20 protein-coding genes and 1 tRNA gene are annotated in these 16,767 nt (G+C 67.5%); 4 read left to right on the top strand and 17 right to left on the bottom strand.

The features are described 5' to 3' along the window. Nucleotides 1-9: 9 nt before the first annotated feature. The 4 genes from dxs to NUW50_RS10560 are packed head-to-tail and all read right to left on the bottom strand — an operon-like array spanning nucleotide 10 to nucleotide 4,005. On the bottom strand, nucleotides 10-1,950 hold the full coding sequence (dxs, locus tag NUW50_RS10575; protein ID WP_258289071.1) for a 1-deoxy-D-xylulose-5-phosphate synthase: 1,941 nt from the start codon (nucleotides 1,948-1,950) through the stop codon (nucleotides 10-12). A 25-nt stretch (nucleotides 1,951-1,975) separates the two neighbouring features. Further along, on the bottom strand, nucleotides 1,976-2,845 hold the full coding sequence (locus tag NUW50_RS10570) for a polyprenyl synthetase family protein (protein ID WP_258289070.1): 870 nt from the start codon (nucleotides 2,843-2,845) through the stop codon (nucleotides 1,976-1,978). Continuing rightward, entirely contained in the window at nucleotides 2,846-3,082 is a 237-nt protein-coding gene (locus NUW50_RS10565) for an exodeoxyribonuclease VII small subunit (protein ID WP_258289069.1), read from the bottom strand. Next, the gene (locus NUW50_RS10560; RefSeq protein WP_258289068.1) at nucleotides 3,079-4,005 is read right to left on the bottom strand and encodes a histone deacetylase family protein; all 927 of its coding nucleotides are present in this window, start codon (nucleotides 4,003-4,005) and stop codon (nucleotides 3,079-3,081) included. The genes NUW50_RS10565 and NUW50_RS10560 overlap by 4 nt, the downstream gene beginning before the upstream one ends. A 198-nt stretch (nucleotides 4,006-4,203) precedes the next feature. Between NUW50_RS10560 and NUW50_RS10555 the strand changes: the two genes are divergently transcribed. Then, on the top strand, nucleotides 4,204-4,731 hold the full coding sequence (locus NUW50_RS10555; protein WP_258289067.1) for a hypothetical protein: 528 nt from the start codon (nucleotides 4,204-4,206) through the stop codon (nucleotides 4,729-4,731). On the opposite strand, the gene NUW50_RS10550 is transcribed toward NUW50_RS10555, so the two are convergent. Then, nucleotides 4,728-5,438: a response regulator gene (locus NUW50_RS10550; RefSeq protein WP_258289066.1), complete on the bottom strand. Its 711-nt coding sequence runs from the start codon at nucleotides 5,436-5,438 to the stop codon at nucleotides 4,728-4,730. The two genes, NUW50_RS10555 and NUW50_RS10550, sit on opposite strands and share 4 nt — an antisense overlap. Beyond that, the gene (locus tag NUW50_RS10545) at nucleotides 5,435-5,944 is read right to left on the bottom strand and encodes a MarR family winged helix-turn-helix transcriptional regulator (protein ID WP_258289065.1); all 510 of its coding nucleotides are present in this window, start codon (nucleotides 5,942-5,944) and stop codon (nucleotides 5,435-5,437) included. The genes NUW50_RS10550 and NUW50_RS10545 overlap by 4 nt, the downstream gene beginning before the upstream one ends. A 183-nt stretch (nucleotides 5,945-6,127) precedes the next feature. Between NUW50_RS10545 and NUW50_RS10540 the strand changes: the two genes are divergently transcribed. After that, on the top strand, nucleotides 6,128-6,997 hold the full coding sequence (locus NUW50_RS10540) for a branched-chain amino acid aminotransferase (protein WP_258289064.1): 870 nt from the start codon (nucleotides 6,128-6,130) through the stop codon (nucleotides 6,995-6,997). A gap of 8 nt (nucleotides 6,998-7,005) precedes the next feature. Here NUW50_RS10540 and NUW50_RS10535 read toward each other — a convergent pair whose 3' ends face one another. The 4 genes from NUW50_RS10535 to petA all read right to left on the bottom strand — a co-directional run bounded on the left by NUW50_RS10535 (nucleotide 7,006) and on the right by petA (nucleotide 10,254). Next, nucleotides 7,006-7,443 (bottom strand): DUF1294 domain-containing protein, encoded by a 438-nt coding sequence (locus tag NUW50_RS10535; RefSeq protein ID WP_258289063.1) that lies wholly within the window; start codon nucleotides 7,441-7,443, stop codon nucleotides 7,006-7,008. A 107-nt stretch (nucleotides 7,444-7,550) separates the two neighbouring features. Then, entirely contained in the window at nucleotides 7,551-8,345 is a 795-nt protein-coding gene (locus NUW50_RS10530) for a cytochrome c1 (RefSeq protein ID WP_258289062.1), read from the bottom strand. Nucleotides 8,346-8,355: 10 nt separating this feature from the next. After that, on the bottom strand, nucleotides 8,356-9,678 hold the full coding sequence (gene petB / locus NUW50_RS10525; RefSeq protein ID WP_258289061.1) for a cytochrome b: 1,323 nt from the start codon (nucleotides 9,676-9,678) through the stop codon (nucleotides 8,356-8,358). A 12-nt stretch (nucleotides 9,679-9,690) separates the two neighbouring features. After that, the gene (gene petA, locus NUW50_RS10520; RefSeq protein ID WP_258289059.1) at nucleotides 9,691-10,254 is read right to left on the bottom strand and encodes a ubiquinol-cytochrome c reductase iron-sulfur subunit; all 564 of its coding nucleotides are present in this window, start codon (nucleotides 10,252-10,254) and stop codon (nucleotides 9,691-9,693) included. 267 nt (nucleotides 10,255-10,521) lie between these two features. Between petA and NUW50_RS10515 the strand changes: the two genes are divergently transcribed. Then, nucleotides 10,522-11,175, top strand: a complete 654-nt coding sequence (locus NUW50_RS10515; protein WP_258289058.1) for an outer membrane protein — start codon at nucleotides 10,522-10,524, stop codon at nucleotides 11,173-11,175. Between the two features lie 42 nt (nucleotides 11,176-11,217). Here NUW50_RS10515 and NUW50_RS10510 read toward each other — a convergent pair whose 3' ends face one another. The 5 genes from NUW50_RS10510 to dapF form a co-directional block, all read right to left on the bottom strand. After that, the gene (locus tag NUW50_RS10510) at nucleotides 11,218-11,826 is read right to left on the bottom strand and encodes a glutathione S-transferase (protein WP_258289317.1); all 609 of its coding nucleotides are present in this window, start codon (nucleotides 11,824-11,826) and stop codon (nucleotides 11,218-11,220) included. A 12-nt stretch (nucleotides 11,827-11,838) separates the two neighbouring features. Then, on the bottom strand, nucleotides 11,839-12,129 hold the full coding sequence (locus NUW50_RS10505; protein ID WP_258289057.1) for a hypothetical protein: 291 nt from the start codon (nucleotides 12,127-12,129) through the stop codon (nucleotides 11,839-11,841). Between the two features lie 67 nt (nucleotides 12,130-12,196). Then, nucleotides 12,197-12,820, bottom strand: a complete 624-nt coding sequence (locus NUW50_RS10500) for an FMN-binding negative transcriptional regulator (RefSeq protein ID WP_258289056.1) — start codon at nucleotides 12,818-12,820, stop codon at nucleotides 12,197-12,199. Between the two features lie 81 nt (nucleotides 12,821-12,901). Continuing rightward, a complete protein-coding gene (mtaB, locus tag NUW50_RS10495) occupies nucleotides 12,902-14,158 on the bottom strand; it encodes a tRNA (N(6)-L-threonylcarbamoyladenosine(37)-C(2))-methylthiotransferase MtaB (RefSeq protein WP_258289055.1) in 1,257 nt (418 codons plus the stop codon). Beyond that, on the bottom strand, nucleotides 14,158-14,958 hold the full coding sequence (gene dapF / locus NUW50_RS10490; RefSeq protein WP_338001352.1) for a diaminopimelate epimerase: 801 nt from the start codon (nucleotides 14,956-14,958) through the stop codon (nucleotides 14,158-14,160). Before dapF ends, mtaB begins: the two co-directional genes overlap by 1 nt. Nucleotides 14,959-15,092: 134 nt before the next feature. Here dapF and NUW50_RS10485 point away from each other — a divergent pair. Further along, a tRNA-Lys gene (locus NUW50_RS10485) sits at nucleotides 15,093-15,168 on the top strand. Between the two features lie 70 nt (nucleotides 15,169-15,238). Here the strand turns inward: NUW50_RS10485 and NUW50_RS10480 are convergent. After that, nucleotides 15,239-15,844: a sulfite oxidase heme-binding subunit YedZ gene (locus NUW50_RS10480; RefSeq protein WP_258289053.1), complete on the bottom strand. Its 606-nt coding sequence runs from the start codon at nucleotides 15,842-15,844 to the stop codon at nucleotides 15,239-15,241. Between the two features lie 44 nt (nucleotides 15,845-15,888). Further along, a complete protein-coding gene (locus NUW50_RS10475; RefSeq protein ID WP_258289052.1) occupies nucleotides 15,889-16,737 on the bottom strand; it encodes an SDR family oxidoreductase in 849 nt (282 codons plus the stop codon). Between the last annotated feature and the right edge of the window lie 30 nt (nucleotides 16,738-16,767).

Below are 16,767 nucleotides of genomic sequence, written 5' to 3'. Positions count from 1 at the left end.
CCGCCCCGCTCACGCCCGGCGCGAGGCGATGCCGACGATGCCGAGCGTGTCGAGCACCTTGGTCTCGATCTGGGCGGCGTTCAGCCCGGCGGTGGCATACATGTCTTCGGGCGTGGCCTGGTCGATGAAGATGTCGGGCAGGACCATGGAGCGGAATTTCAAGCCGTTGTCGAAGATCCCCTCTTCGGCCAGGAGTTGCGCGACCTGGCTGCCGAAGCCGCCGATGGCGCCCTCTTCGATGGTGATCAGCACCTCATGCTCGGCGGCAAGCTGCAGGATCAGCGCGCGGTCCAGCGGCTTGGCAAAGCGGGCATCCGCGATGGTGGGCGAAATCCCCTTGTTAGAGAGGCTTTCGGCGGCCTTTTCGACCTCGGCCAGCCTGGTGCCGAAGGACAGGAGCGCGACCCGCCCGCCGGCGCGGACGATCCGGCCCTTGCCGATTTCCAGCGGCACGCCGACCTCGGGCATGTCCACCCCGACGCCTTCGCCGCGCGGGTAGCGGAAGGCGATCGGCCCCGAGTCGTGCTGCACCGCGGTGGCGACCATATGGACCAGCTCGGATTCATCCGCCGCCGCCATGACGACGAAACCGGGCAGGTTGGAGAGAAAGGCGATGTCATAGGCGCCGGCATGGGTCGCCCCGTCGGCGCCGACCAGACCGGCGCGGTCGATGGCGAAGCGGACCGGCAGGCGCTGGATCGCCACGTCGTGCACCACCTGGTCGTAGCCGCGTTGCAGGAAGGTCGAATAGAGCGCGCAGAAGGGCCGCATTCCCGCCGCCGCCAGTCCGGCCGAGAAGGTGACGGCGTGCTGCTCGGCAATGCCGACATCGAAGCAGCGGGTCGGGAAGCGGTCGTGGAACCGGTCGAGCCCGGTGCCGTCGGGCATGGCGGCGGTGATGGCGACGATGCGGGGGTCCGTCTCGGCCTGGGCGATCAGCGCATCCGAGAAGACGCGGGTATAGCTGGGCGCGTTCGACTGGGCCTTCTTCTGGGCGCCGGTGAGGACATCGAACTTGCCGGTGGCATGGCCCTTGTCCCGGGCGGCTTCGGCCGGGGCATAGCCCTTGCCCTTCCTGGTGATGACATGGATCAGCACCGGCCCGGTGGCCCGCGCCTTGACGGTGCGCAGGACCGGCAGCAGCTGGTCGAGGTCATGGCCGTCGATCGGGCCGATGTAGGAAAAGCCGAGGCTTTCGAAGAGGGTGCCGCCGACGGCGATGCCCTTGAGCACCTCCTTGGCGCGGCGGGCGCCTTCCTGGAAGGGTTCCGGCAGCAGCGAGACGGCGCCCTTGGCGGCGGCCTTCAGCTCCTGGAACGGGGCGCCGGAATAGAGCCGCGAGAGATGCGCCGAGAGAGCGCCGACCGGGGGCGCGATGGACATCTCGTTGTCGTTGAGCACGACGAAGAGCCGCTTGTCGAGATGGCCGGCGTTGTTCATCGCCTCGAAGGCCATGCCGGCCGACATCGCGCCGTCGCCGATCACCGCGATGGCATCGCCCAGGGCCGGATCGGGCGCGGCGCCGAGATCGCGGGCCACGGCAAAACCGAGGGCGGCCGAGATCGAGGTGGAGCTGTGGGCGGCGCCGAAGGGGTCGTAGGGTGACTCGGAACGCTTGGTGAAGCCCGAGAGACCGCCCTTCTGCCGCAGTGTGCGGATACGGTCGCGGCGGCCGGTGAGGATCTTGTGCGGGTAGCACTGATGCGAGACGTCCCAGATCAGCCGGTCGCGCGGGGTGTCGAAGACCGCGTGCAGGGCCACGGTCAGTTCGACGACGCCCAGGCCGGCGCCCAGATGGCCGCCGGTTTCCGATACCGCCGAGATCGTTTCGGCCCGCAGTTCGCCGGCCAGGCGGCGCAGTTCGGCATCCGACAGAACCTTCAGGTCGGACGGCGTGTGGATGCGGTCCAGAAGCGGGGTTGCGGGACGATTGGCTGGCTGGTCGGGCATGATGCGGGCGCCCTCCGGGGCTGGATCAGGTCTCGCGCGAGATAACGAAGCGGGCGGCCTGTCGCAAGGGTTCCGCCTTTTTGCCATAGGGCGCAAGGGCGGACTCGGCGGTCTGCACCAGAGTTTCGGCACGGGTCCGGGCACCGTCAAGGCCAAGCAGCGATACGAAGGTCGCCTTGCCCGCCGCCGCGTCCTTGCCGACCGCCTTGCCGGTCTTGGCGATGTCGCCGGTGGCGTCGAGCAGGTCGTCGGCGATCTGGAAGGCGAGGCCGAGCGCATCGGAATAGGCCGCCAGCGGACCCGGGTCGGCGCCGGCCATGACCGCCCCTGCGCAGGCCGACCAGCGGATCAGGGCGCCGGTCTTGTTGGCCTGCAACTCGGTGATCTCGGGCAGGGTCAGGGGCGTTGCGGCGGTTTCGGCGGCAATGTCCTGGGCCTGGCCACGGACCATGCCCGAGGCGCCGGAAGCCTTTGCCAGACCCTGAATCAGCGCCAGACGCACGGCGGGATCGGGATGGCAGGCGGGATCGGAAAGCAGTTCGTAGGACAGCGCCTGAAGGCCGTCGCCGGCCAGCACCGCCGTCGCCTCGTCCCATTTCACATGCACCGTGGGCTGACCCCGCCGCAGCGCGTCGTCATCCATGCAGGGCAGATCGTCATGCACCAGCGAATAGGCGTGCATCGCCTCGACCGCCGCCGCCGCCTGCATGGCCCGGTCCGGCGCGAGCCCGTGCAGCCGGGCGCTTTCCAGCACCAGGAAGGCGCGCATCCGCTTGCCGCCTGCGACCGCATAGCGCATCGCCTGCACGACCGGCAGATCGCCGAGCGGCAGCAAGACGGCTTCCAGACGCGCGCCGACCAGCGCCGCCGTCTCGTCCAGCCGGGTTTGGAACATTTACAGGCCTTCGACCGCTTTGGTGCCGGTCGGGTTGCCCTCGGCATCGGTCATCAGGGCCGCGACCTTTTCCTGGGCTGCTTCGAGCTTGGCTTCGCAATGCGCCTTCAGCTCGGCCCCGCGCTGGTAGAGCCGGATCGACTCTTCCAGCGGCACGTCGCCCTTGTCCAGCTGGCCGACAACCTTTTCCAGTTCGGCCATGGCCTGTTCAAAACTCATGTCTGCGGTTTCGGTCATGCGCCCCGCTCCTTCATCACGCCCACATGTGCCGCGACGCTGGCGGCGAGGGCAGGAAGATCATAGCCGCCCTCCAAAGTCGAGACCATGCGCCCGCCGCAGTGGATATCGGCAAGACCCGCCAGGGCCTCGGTGATCCAGGCGAAATCGTCCTCGATCCAGTCGAGATTCGCCAGCGGGTCGGCCTCATGTGCGTCGAAGCCGGCCGAGATCAGGATCAGCTCGGGCGCGAAACCGTCCACGGCAGGCAGAATCTCGCGTTCATAGACCTTCCGCATCGCCTCTCCGTCGCTGCCCGGAGACAGGGGCGCGTTGACGATCTGCCCGTGGGCGCCGGTTTCCGAGGCAGCGCCGGTGCCGGGAAACAGCGGCATCTGATGCGAGGAACAGAACAGGACGCGCGGTTCGTCCCAGAGCAACGCCTGGGTGCCGTTGCCGTGGTGGACGTCGAAATCGACAATCGCGACACGTTCGAGCCCGTGGTGATCCAGCGCGTATTTCGCCGCGATGGCGGCGGTGCCGAACAGGCAGAAGCCCATCGGGGTTTCGGCTTCGGCATGGTGGCCGGGGGGGCGACAGCCCGAGAAGGCATTGAGCGCCCGCCCCGACAGAACCGCATCCACGGCCGCATTGCAGCCGCCGATGGCGCGCAGGGCCGCGGTCAGCGATCCGGGCGAGAGGAAAGTGTCACCGTCGAGCGCGGCCAGACCCTGCTTCGGGATGCTGGCCCTGATCCGGTCGAGATAGCGTTGCGGGTGGCAGCGCAGGATTTCGGACTCGGCCGCCAGCGGGGCCGGGATGCGGGAAAGCTCCAGAGGCGCCAGCCCGGCGGTCACGGCCTCGAGCCGGGCCACGCGTTCGGGGTGGCCCTCGGGCATCAGGTGCTGGTGGCAATCCTCGTGGCTGTACCAGGTGGTGGTCATGCTGCCCTGCCCTGCCCGGCCGCGCCGGGTGCCGGGGTGCCGGCTGACAGGATGGGCATGTCGATGGCCTGCATCGCGGCGTCTCCCGTATGAGGATCCGACCGGTCGCGAGTCGGTGGAACTTGGGTAGCGGCTCCGGCGCGGCTTGCCAAGCGGGCCGCGAGCGGACAAGGCTGGGTGCAGCCAAGGGAGGCCACAATGTTCAAAGCACTCATCGCCGCGGGACTGCTGGCCGGTCCGGCCTGGGCCGGGCCGATCGGACCGATGGTGTCATCGGACCTGAACGGGGACGGGAAGGTGGAACGTTTCTCGCTGATCGACAGCGACGGGAGCGTCGATCTGGTGATCGAGAATACCGGCGGCGGGGTCGTCATAGCCGAGGACGTCGCCTGGATGGGCGGGATCGGGCAGCAGCCGGAACTGGATGTGGCGGCCAACGGCTCGGTGCGGCTGACCTCGATGAACGAGGCGATCGGGCGCAACCGCTGGCACCTGACCCTGACCATCGCCTATCGCAGGAACGCCTATATGGTCGCCGGGGTGACTTATGCCTGGTACGACACGCTGGATCTCGATGCCGGCGGGAGCTGCGACCTGAACCTTCTGACCGGCAAGGGAATTCTGGACGTGAAGAGCGGCCGGCGCGAGGTACGGACCAGCCTGGCGCCGATGCCGGTGACCGACTGGCACGATGATGTCGCGATGCCGCCGCCGGGCTGTGACTAGTCAGGCGCCAGCATGTAGCCGGCGCCACGCACGGTCTGCAGGTAGCGGGGCTGTTTCGGATCGGTCTCGATCTTGCGGCGCAGGCGGGTGATCTGCACGTCCACCGCGCGTTCCTGGGCCCCGCCCTCGGCACCGCCCCGACCGAGGTCATCAACCAGTTCCTGGCGCGAGACAGGCTGACCCGGGCGCGAGGAGAAGATTCGCATCAGCTGCGATTCGGTCGCGGTAAGACGGATCAGCGTCTCGCCGCGCCACATCTCTCCGCGGTCGAGATCATAGCGCACCGGGCCGAGGGTCAGCAGTTTCGGCGTTTCTTCGGAAGAGGCCGAGGGCGGCATCCTTCGCAGGATGGCGTTGATCCGCAGCAGCAGTTCCTTCGGCTCGAAGGGTTTCGGCAGATAGTCGTCGGCCCCGGCCTCGAACCCGGCGATCCGGTCGTCGGTCTCGCCACGGGCGGTGAGCATCAGGATGGGGGTATTGATCCGGGGCCGCAGGTCGCCGGCCAGCGAGATGCCATCCTCGCCCGGCATCATCACGTCGAGCACGATCAGATCGAACTCCAGCCCTGCCAGCAGACGCCGGGCCTGGGCGGCATCGCGGGCGACGGTGACGCAGAAGCCGTGGCGGATCAGGAATTTCTGCAGCAGCCCCCGGATCCGCGCGTCGTCATCGACGACCAGCAGGTGGGTATCAGGCTGGACCGTCACCCCGGCTGATCCTTGAGCAGGTTGAAGTGGCGGCGCTGATCCGGGTCCATCATCGCCTCGAGCACCTGGCGGAAGCCGGCCACAGCCTCGGGTCCGGCGGCGCGATAGGCGGCGCGCATCCGGGCGGTCTGGGCGTCGGAGAGCTTCTTCTCCAGTTCCAGCCCGCGCGGGGTCAGCGACAGATGCCGCTCGCGCTTGTCGTTGCGACCGACGCTGCTTTCGACCAGCCCGTCTTCGATCAGGCTGCGCAGGACCCGGTTCAGGGACTGTTTGGTGACGCCGAGGATCGCCAGCAGGTTGGTCACGGTGGTGCCGGGCGAGCGGTTGATGAAATGCAGCGCCCGGTGGTGGGCGCGGCCATAGGCATAGTCTTCCAGGATTCGGTCGGGGTCAGCGGTAAAGCCACGATAGGCGAAGAACATCGCCTCGATCCCCTTGCGAAGCTGTTCGTCCGTCAGGAACAGCAGGCTGTCGCCCGTGGTTCCGGTTCCTCCCGCGTCGGCCATGGCATTCCGATTCTGGTTGGTGGATCGTGATATTTCTTGTGCCTCATTTTAAGTCAGCCTTGTTGACTTTCCAAGCCCGAATCGGTAGTGATCCGCAGATTTGGCGCAATATTATGTCCGATGCGGACCTAGTTGGCGCAACTTATGCAAAGCGGCAATGGCCGGACGATGAAGGAGACAGCAATGACCGGGGCATATGATGATCGGGACGGCAAGATCTGGATGGACGGAAAACTGGTCGATTGGCGCGACGCCAATGTGCACCTGCTGACCCATGCGCTGCATTATGCCTCGTCCGTGTTCGAGGGCGAACGCTGTTACAACGGCAAGATCTTCCGGGGCCGCGAGCATTCGGAACGGCTGCGGAGTTCGGCCTCGATGCTGGATTTCGAGATCCCCTACACGGTGGACGAGATCGAGGCGGCCAAATACGAGATGCTGAAGGCGAACGGCTGGACCGATGCCTATGTGCGCGCGATCGCCTGGCGCGGTGCCGGGCCCGACATGGGCGTCTCGGCCAAGCGCAACCCGGTGCGGCTGGCGGTCGCCGGCTGGGAATGGGGCAACTACTACGGCGACGCCAAGTTCAAGGGCGCGAAGCTGGACATTTCCAAGTGGAAGCGCCCCTCGCCCGAGACCATCCCCTGCCATGCCAAGGCGGCCGGGCTCTACATGATCTGCACGATGTCCAAGCACGCGGCCGAGGCCAAGGGCTGTTCGGACGCGATGATGTTCGACTATCGCGGCTATGTCGCCGAGGCGACCGGGGCGAACATCTTCTTCGTCAAGGATGGCGAGGTGCATACGCCGCTGCCGGACTGCTTCCTGAACGGGCTGACCCGGCAGACGGTGCTGGAGATGCTGAGGGAACAGCAGGTCAAGGTCCACGAACGCCACATCTTGCCGGAAGAGCTGGAAGGCTTTCAGCAATGCTGGCTGACCGGGACGGCGGCGGAGGTGACTCCGGTCGGGCAGATCGGCGACTACAGCTTCGAGGTCGGCCAGATGGTCAAGGACATCTCGACGGCCTACGAGAAACTGGTCCGGGCCTGACCCCGGAGTCAGTTCCGGGCAGTGCCGCCCCGGGCTTCGCCGCCGGCTCCCGAGCCGAAGCGGTGCGGCCTTCGGGAGCGCGTGGCCGGGCTCTCGGGGCCCGGCCCTGCGGACAGGAAGGCAGGAGCGCCGCCGGGCGGTAACTGCGCCAGGGTGACGGCCATGGCGGGAATGGCGAGCAGGTTCGCCAGCAGCATGACATTCAACAGCCGGGCAAAGGGTTGCTTGCGGGTCTTGTGGCGGAACCTGTGCTGCGCAAGTTTCGCCGCCACGCCGCCACCCAGAAAAGCCAGCCAGAGCAAGGTGGACTCGCGAATCCGCCAATCCCCCGCGACGGCGCATCGCTTGTCGTGGTGGAAGGCGACATAGGCAGCGGCGTTGATCGCCAGCAGATAGATCAGGAACAAGAGCATCCGGGTCGGGAACATGGCCTGGCAGTTCGGCAAGACGGACCGATCCCTGGCGAGACATCCTGTCATCAGCAAGGCCAGCAACGAAAAACGCGCCCCAAGGGGCGCGTTCATCATCGTTCGTTGCGATCCTTGCCTGGGTCTCAGGCCTTCTTGGCGGTGATCTTGCGGCCCTTGTAGGGTGCCCAGATCCGCTTGTTGGTCAGGTAGAGCAGCGCCGAGAGGATGATCAGGAAGCCGACCCCGACAAAACCGACATGCTTGCGGGCCATCATCTTGGGCTCCGAGGCCCAGGTCAGGAAGGCGGCGACGTCCATCGCTTCGTGATGCAGGTCGTTCGCATGTTCGGGGTCGTAGGTCACGAGACCGTCTTCCAGCGGCGGCGGCATCGCGATCCAGCCGCCCGGGAAGGCCGAGTTCCCGTAAAGCGTGGTGCCCGCCTCTTCCTTCTCTTCGCCGGTATAGCTGGTCAGAATGGCGACGATGTATTCCGGCCCGCCGATCCCGCGCAGGAACTGGTTGATGCCCAGCCCGTAGGGGCCGGAGAAGCCCTTGCGCGCCTTGGCCATCAGGCTGAGGTCCGGGGCGTTGTCGAGCGCCGAGGTCGGGAAGTGGTCCGACGGGATGCCCGGGCGGGTGTCGTCCAGCTCGGGATCGTAGATGTCGAACTGCGCGGCATAGGCGCGAACCTGTTCCACCGGCAGGCCGACGCCGCCTTCGTCGCCCAGTTCCCGGAACGGCACGTAGCGCAGGCCGTGGCAGGCCGAGCAAACCTCGGTAAAGACCTGCAGGCCGCGTTGCAGCTGAAACTGGTCGAAGCTTCCGAACGGTCCTTCCCAGGGGAAGGCCACATCCTCGATATGCCCGGTCTCGGACGCCACCGAAGGCGTGGCGAGCATCAGGGCCGAGGCGAGTGTGATTGCGAATTTCCGCATCATGATACCTTTCTCACTCGGCCGGGGTTTCGCCGGCGCCGTAATGCGCGTTGAAGTCGTCCTCGATCGTCGCCGGCGGGGTCTGCGGTTTCTCGATCACGCCGAGGATCGGCAGGATGACCAGGAAATACGCGAACCAGTAGGCGGCCCCGATCAGGGAGATGGTCGAATAGGGCGGTTCGGCAGGCTGCGAGCCGCACCACATCAGCACCACGAAGTCGATCACCAGCAGGTAGAACCACCAGCGGAACATCGGCCGGTAGCGGCCCGAGCGGACCGAGGAGGTGTCGAGCCAGGGCACCAGCGCCATGACGAAGATCGAACCGAACATCGCCAGCACGCCGAAGAACTTGGCGTCGATGATGCCGCCGGTCAGGACGCCGGCGATCTGCACCACCCAGACATCCGAGGTGAAGGCCCGCAGGATCGCGTAGAACGGCAGGTAATACCATTCCGGCACGATATGCGTCGGGGTCTTCAGCGGGTTCGCCTCGATATAGTTGTCGGGCTCGCCGAAGTAGTTCGGCATGTAGGTGACGACGGCGAAGAAGACCGTCAGGACGATCGCCAGGCCGACGAGGTCCTTGATCACGAAATAGGGCCAGAAGGGCAGCGTGTCCTTCTCGGCCTCGGCCTTGGAGCCGCGCCGCACCTCGACACCCGTCGGGTTGTTGTTGCCGGTGGTGTGGAAGGCCCAGATATGGACCACGACCAGCGCCGCGATCACGAAGGGCAGCAGGTAGTGCAGCGAGAAGAAGCGGTTCAGCGTGGCGTTGTCCACCGCCGGGCCGCCGAGCAGCCAGGTCTGCAGGTCGGGCCCGATGAAGGGAATCGCGCCGAACAGGCCGGTGATGACGGTGGCACCCCAGAAGGACATCTGGCCCCAGGGCAGGACGTAGCCGAGGAAGCCGGTCGCCATCATCGCCAGGTAGATCAGCATGCCGACGATCCAGGTGACTTCACGCGGGCTCTTGTAGGAGCCGTAGAACAGGCCGCGGAAGATATGGATATAGACCGCCAGGAAGAACAGCGTGGCGCCGTTGGCATGCATGTAGCGCAGCATGTAGCCGCCGTTCACGTCGCGCATGATGTGCTCGACCGAGGCGAAGGCCAGATCGACATGCGGCGTGTAATGCATGGCCAGCACGATGCCGGTGGCGATCTGCAGCACCAGGCAGAAGGCCAGGACGATGCCCCAGATCCACCACCAGTTCAGGTTCCGGGGGGTCGGGATCATCAGCGTGTCATAGAGCAGCGACACTACCGGCAAGCGGTTGTGCAGCCATTTCTCGAAGCCAGACTTGGGCTCGTAGTGGTCGTGCGGGATACCAGCCATCTATGCCTCCGGTCAGCCGAGAACGATCGTGGTGTCGCCGTCGAAGGCAACGATGGGAATGTCGAGATTTCGCGGGGCCGGACCTTTGCGGATCCGTCCGGCAGTATCGTAGTGCGAGCCGTGGCAGGGGCAGAACCAGCCGCCGAAATCGCCCGAGGCGTTGCCGATCGGCACGCAGCCCAGGTGGGTGCAGACGCCGAGCATCACCAGCCATTCGCCGTCCTCGCTCAGGGCGCGGTTCTCGTCGGTGGCCTCGGCGCTGGCGGGCAGGTTCTCGTTCTCGGCGTTCTTGTCAACCAGGTCCTCCAGCGGGACGGCCCGGGCGGCGGCAATCTCTTCCTGGGTGCGGCGGCGGATGAAGACCGGCTTGCCGCGCCACTTGACGGTCAGCTGGGTGCCAACCTCGACCCCCGATATGTCAACCCGGATGGACGACAAGGCCTGCACGTCCGCCGAGGGGTTCATCTGGTTTATCAGCGGCCAGACCGCGGCCCCAGCCACCACAGCGCCGGCTCCACCGGTCGCGTAGTAGAGGAAATCGCGGCGTGTGCCTTCGGGATGGTCTGCGTTGGACACCGTTCATCTCCATCTTCCAGCCGGGGGGCCGGCCATGGTCGCGCGGCCACGCGGGGCGTAGCCGTCCGGGGGGCTTTTAACGACGCTGTGAAGGGCTTGTCCAGCGGACATTGCGCAGAACGGCGGACCTAATGTCGCGCCCGGGCCGAGTGCGGCCCCGGCGCCGCACCGCTGAAGGCCCGGCTGCGGCAACTCTGCCCATTGCTCTTGCGCCGCATTCCTTTAAGTCTCGCCGCAAGGATTTCGACAAGTCAAAGGTCTCCCGAGATGAAACGCCATACCGCCGCCGCGCTTGCCGCATTGATGCTGACCACCGCCAGCCCGGCGCTGGCCGAGGTCGAGCTGAGCTTCTATCTCGGCAGCCAGGAAGCCGCCCACAGCCGGGTGCGCGGCAACGACCCGGGCGGGCTGGGCGATTTCAACGAACTGATCGGCTGGCAGGGCAAGTCCTTCGCGATGCCGCCCTATTACGGGGTGCGGGCGACCTGGTGGAAATCGGACCGGCTGGGATTCGCGCTCGAATTCAACCACGCCAAGGTCTATGCGCCGGACAGCGAAAAGGCGGCGGCGGGGTTCACCACGCTGGAATTCACCGACGGGATCAACATCTTCACCGGCAACGTGATGTACCGGTTCCCGAACGACAGCGCCTGGACGCCCTATGTCGGCGCCGGCCTGGGCATCTCGGTCCCGCATGTCGAGGTGACGACCTCCGGCGGCAGGACCTTCAACTACCAGATCGGCGGCCCGGCGGCGACGCTGATCGGCGGCGTCTCCTATGCGTTCAACGACAAATGGGCGATGTTCGGCGAATACAAGATGACCTATTCGCGCAACGACGTGGACCTGGACAACGGCGGCTATCTGAAGACCAACATCGTCACCAATGCGTTGAACCTCGGCATCAGCTACAAATTCTAGCCGCCGGCGCCCGGAATCGGCCCCGCCCCCCGGGCGGCGGGGTCAGCCCTCGGGCATGGTCGCCTTGACCGAGGGTCTTTCGGCCATCTTTCCGGCCCAGGCCGCCAGCGAGGGCCGGCCGGCGCGCCAGTCGCGGGCCGCATGGCGCAGGTCGAGATAGCCGAGCGCCGCGACGACCGCGACCTGGCCGATGTCGAACGGCCCGTGCAGATGCGCCATCCAGCGGCTTTCCAGCGCGTCGAGGGCGCGGGCGATCTTGGCCCACTGGCCTTCGACCCAGGGATCGTGGCGCTTTTCCTCGGGCCGGGTCCGGCTTTCGTAGATCATCAGGATCGCGGCATCGGCAATGCCGTCGCCGGTGGCCTCCAGGGTCAGCGAATCCCACAGCGTCTCGCCCGCCGGATAAAGCGTGCCCCTGCCGGTGTCGTTGAAATAGCGGCAGATCACCCGACTGTCATAGAGCGCCGGCCCGGTCTCGCGTTCCAGCGCCGGGATCTTGCCCAGCGGGTTCAACGACAGCGGCATGGTGCCGGGATCGACCGGGTGGCCCCCGGCCGGGATCAGCTCGACCAGCGGCAGCTGCCGGGTCTCGTGCAGGGTGATCATCACCTTGCGGACATAGGGCGAGGCGGGGGAGTGGTAGAGTTTCAGTCCCATCGGGGCTTAGACCTTTCTGATGCGGAAGCGGCCCAGGGCGGCCAGATCGATTTCGAGTCCCGGTCCATCGGGCCTGCGGCGGAGCACCCGGCGCAGGCGCAGCGTGGCATTGCCCTGTTCGGGCTCGCGCCGGGCCGTCATGCCTTCCGGCATCCGGTCGAGCGCGTCCTCGGCCTTCTGGTCGCGGGTGCCGGTCCGGGCGGCGCGGGCGACGGCCCAGGTGGCCAGGGCGACAGAGCCGTAGCGCAGGCCGTAGCGCAGCGCGACAGGGGCAATGGCGGCAAGGGGAAGCGGCATGAGATGTCCTCCGGCGGCCGGGTGGCCAACGAACGGCAGGGTATGACGGCGCCCGGGGGCTGTCCATTCACGACTTCGGCGGTTCTTCCATCAGGGTGGAGAGCGCCGCCACCTCCTGCCCGAAACCACTCGCGGCCATGGCCCGGGCGGCGGCGATCCGCGCGTCGTCGGGCTTGTTCTGCGACAGTTTGTAGGTCGAGCGGATCTCTTCGACATGAAACCGGAAGGGCACGATCATGCGCAGCATCCGGGCCAGCGAATCGGGCTCCAGCTTGGTGGTTCGCCACAACGGCTTGGGCGCCAGCCGCGATTCGAAATGCTCCGAGAGCCGGTCGAGCAGGCCCGGCAGCTCGGCCTCGGGGCGTTTCTCCAGCCGTCCGACCAGATGCAGCGCGACATAGTTCCAGGTCGGCACCTGATCCGCGACCCCGTACCAGTCGGGCGAGACATAGCCGTCCGGCCCGGCCACCGCGATCAGCGCCGGGCATGGCGCGTCGAGCGTCCGGCCGAGCGGGTTCGAGCGAGTCAGGTGCAGATCGGCGGTTCCACCGTCGCCGGAGAGCAGGAACGGCACATGCGCGACCATCGGCACCGGATCGCCGTTGCGCATCAGCGTGCCGAAGCCGCGGGCCCGGGCATCTGCGAGAGCTTCGGCCCGGTCGGCCTGACGGAAGACGGGATTGGGATGCATCGGCCTCGCTCCGGGATCAGGGGGCGGGACCGGGGGTTTCACACCCCCGGACCCCCGTGGGATATTTCCAAGGTAAAGCGGTCAGGCGCGCAGGCGCTTGCCGTCGTGGGAGTCAAGACGGGCGGTAAGGATCGTGCCTTCGGGCTGGTCGCTGGCAAAGGCGACTTCGGCGAAGCTTTCGGTGCGGGCCAGACGCGGACCTTCGGTGAGCAGCCGCTGTTCGGTGCCGACAAGGCTGTCGAGGTGACGGCGGGCGGCGGCCTCGCCGGCGGCACGGAGCCGGGCGGCGCGGGACTTGATCGCCGGGCCGGGCACCGCCGGCATCCGGGCAGCGGGGGTGCCCGGACGGGCCGAATAGGGGAAGACATGCAGCCAGGTCAGGGCGCAATCCTCGACCAGCTTCAGCGAGTTCTCGAAATGCGCCTCGGTCTCGGTCGGGAAACCGGCGATGATGTCGGCGCCGAAGGTGATTCCGGGGCGCAGGCGGCGGGCCTCTTCGGTGAAGCGGATCGCGTCGTCGCGCAGGTGGCGGCGCTTCATCCGCTTCAGGATCAGGTCGTCGCCATGCTGCAGCGACAGGTGCAGATGCGGCATCAGCCGCGGCTCGGTGGCGATGGCCTGCATCAGCGCCTCGTCCACCTCGATCGAATCGATGGAGGAGATCCGCAGCCGCGGCAGATCCGGCACCAGCCTGAGGATCCGCAGCACCAGATCGCCCAGCCGGGGCCGGGCCGGAAGGTCGGCGCCCCAGGAGGTGAGATCGACCCCGGTCAGCACCACCTCGTTGAAGCCGCGGTCGCGCAGCCGCTTGATCTGCTCGACCACCACCCCGGCGGGGACCGAGCGGGAATTGCCGCGGCCATAGGGGATGATGCAGAAGGTGCAGCGGTGATCGCAGCCGTTCTGGACCTGGACATAGGCGCGGTGGCGGCCGAAGCCGTCGATCAGATGGCCGGCGGTCTCCCGCACCGACATGATGTCATCGACCTGCACCCTCTCGGTCCGGCCCACGAAATCCGGCGCCAGCGCCGCCCAGGTGGCGGGCTGCATCTTTTCGCTGTTGCCGATGACATGGGCGACCTCGGGCATCGCCGCGAAGGTCTGCGGCTCGGTCTGGGCGGCGCAGCCGGTGACGATGATCCTGGCGCGCGGGTTGTCGCGGGCGAGGCGGCGGATGTCCTGCCGGGCCTTGCGCACCGCCTCCGCCGTCACCGCGCAGGTATTGACGATCACCGCGTCGGAGAGCCCGGCGGCCTGGGCGAGCTCGCTCATCGCCTCGGATTCATAGGCGTTCAGGCGGCAGCCATGGGTGGCGAAGATCGGCGGCTTGGCGTCCATCAGACCGCCGCCAGGAATTCGGGGGTCAGAACCCCGGTCAGCACATGCGCGGTCGGGCCGGTCATCCAGACGCCGTCGGCGCGCCAGTCGAGCTCCAGCCAGCCGCCGTCGAGCTCGATGCGGACATGGGCGTCGGCCAGGCCGCGCCGATGCGCGGCGACCGCGGCGGCGCAGGCACCCGACCCGCAGGCCAGGGTGATCCCGGTGCCACGCTCCCAGACCCGCATCCGCAGCTCGCCGGGGCCGCGGACCTGGACATATTCGACATTGGTGGCCTGCGGGAACAGCGGGTGATGCTCCATCGCCGCACCGTCGCGGGCCAGGTCCACCGACTCGGCATCGGCGACGAAGAAGACGCAATGCGGATTGCCCATGCCGACCGCCGACGGGGCACCGTCGATCGGCAGGGTCAGGGTCTCCATCGCGCGGGCCAGCGGGATCGCGGCCCAGTCGAGCTGCGGCGGGCCCATGTTCACCGAGGTGAGGCCATCGCCGGCGTCGGCGGCCTGAAGCTGCCCCCGTTCGGTCAGCAGGGTCAGCGACGGGCGGCCGGATTCGGCCATCAGGTGGCGGGCCACGCAGCGGGTGGCGTTGCCGCAGGCGGCGGCGGTGCTGCCATCGCTGTTGTAGAAGGTCAGCCGCGCATCGGCCTCGGGCGTGGTCTCGATCACCGCCAGCTGGTCGAAGCCGACGCCGCGATGCCGGTCTCCCAGGGCGCGGGCCAGGGCCGGGGTGACCATGGCCTCGCCACCCCGCTGGTCGATGACCACGAAGTCGTTGCCCAGCCCGTGCATTTTCATGAACGGCAGGCCCTGAGGGGGCGGCGCGGCTTTCATGCGGGTCCCATACTCCGCAAGCCGGAGCTTTGCCAGATCCTGTGCCCGATTTCCGCTTGACGGGCCAAGGGGGCACCGATAGGGAAGCGCCCGGAAGTGGGCCGGTAGCTCAGTTGGTAGAGCAACTGACTTTTAATCAGTAGGTCTCGGGTTCGAGCCCCGACCGGCTCACCATTTCCCCTTTCAGGAACCGAGCCGAAGGCCCGGGCCGGATCCCGGCCCAGGCCCGGCGGGGCCGGGGCGTTCAGGCGGCGCGCATCTGCCGGCGTTTCAGGGCCCGGCCGATGCGCCAGGCCTCCAGCGCGGCCAGCGGCCCGAAATGCACCAGCGCCGCGCCGGTGCCGCCCCAGTCATGCAGTGCCGCCCAGTGGATCAGGGTCAGCACCGCGGCGCCGTAGACGAAGCGTTGCAGCGTCTTCCATCGCGGGCCGAGCCGGCGCATCCAGCCATCCGTGGAGGTCACCGCCAGCGGCACGAAGATCAGGAAGGCCAGCCAGCCGGTCCAGATGTAGAGCGTCGAGAGCTCTCCGGCCGTGAAGGCGACGGTGCCTGTATCGACCAGATAGAGCAGCGTGTGCAGCGCCGCATAGCCGAAGGCGGCGACACCCAGGTAGCGGCGCCGCTTCATCAGCCAGCGCGGGCCGCGCCAGCCCTTGAGCAGCATGGTCAGCGGCGTGATCATCATCGCGACGATCATGAAGCGCGCGGCAAATTCACCGGTCGGGTGCAGGAGGCCATGCAGGGCCTCGGGGTCGCCGGAGGTGAGCCCCATGAGCATCGGAATGGCCGGAAGCGCCAGCAGCAGCCAGAAGGCATAGGGGTGGTTCAGAACGGATTTCGGGGTGGTCACGATCGCACTCCATGAGGTCTCGGTGAATGACGGTTCCGGCGCCGTCAGGGCCGGGAAAGCGACCCAAACCAGGCGTCCCAGCTCTGGTGCTTGCGTCCGGCGGCGGTTTCGAAATCGCTGGGATTGTCGAGCGCGCCGTCGCGGATGCTCTGGTAGATGCCGGCGATGACCGCGCCGAGGAAGGCGCCCAGCTCGGCAGTCCGGTCGGCCCGGAACGACTCGACCGACATGGCGCGATAGCGCAGGTCGGTGCCGAAGGCGCGGTTCAGATAGCCGGCGAGTTCGGTCTGGGTCAGCGCGGTGCCGTGCAGGTTGTAGGTCCGGCCGTTGTGCGCGGTGCCGGTCAGCATGCCGGCATAGGCCTGCGCCAGTTCCGGGCGCGTGGTGTAGCCGCATCGGCCCTCGCCGGCACAATTGGCGATCTCGCCGGCCTTGCGGTAGCTGTCGATATATTCGATGTCCGGCTCGATATAGATGCCGTTGCGGCCGATTACCCAGTCCAGCCCGCTGGCGCGGATATCGGCCTCGGTCTGGCGGTTGCTCTGGATCACCGGCGAGAAGCTGGTGCCCTCTTCGGCGCCCTGCACGCTGGTGTAGACGATCTTCGTCACCCCGGCGGCCCTGGCGGCCGCGATGACATTGCGGTGCTGGACGATCCGCGCCTCGGGCGCGTCCATGCCGGAGACCAGCAGCAGGGTATCGGCGCCGGTGAGCGAGCGGCGCAGCTGATCGGGGTCATCGTAGTCGCCCGGGCGAATCTCGACCCCCAGACCCGCCGCCTTCTTCGGCGTGCGGGCCAGGCCGAAGACCGGGCCGGCCTCCGGCATGGCCACGAGCTTGCGGATGATCTCTGAGCCCAGCTTGCCCGAGGCGGCGGTCACGGCGATTGTCATGTGCGGGTTTCCTTTCGGCGGAATGTCTTG

Source organism: Frigidibacter sp. ROC022 (assembly GCF_024723735.1).
In the GTDB taxonomy this organism is placed as follows: Bacteria; Pseudomonadota; Alphaproteobacteria; order Rhodobacterales; family Rhodobacteraceae; genus SLM-1.
Note: the sequence above shows the minus strand (reverse complement) of the source record. Positions and strands in the feature narration are given on the sequence as shown.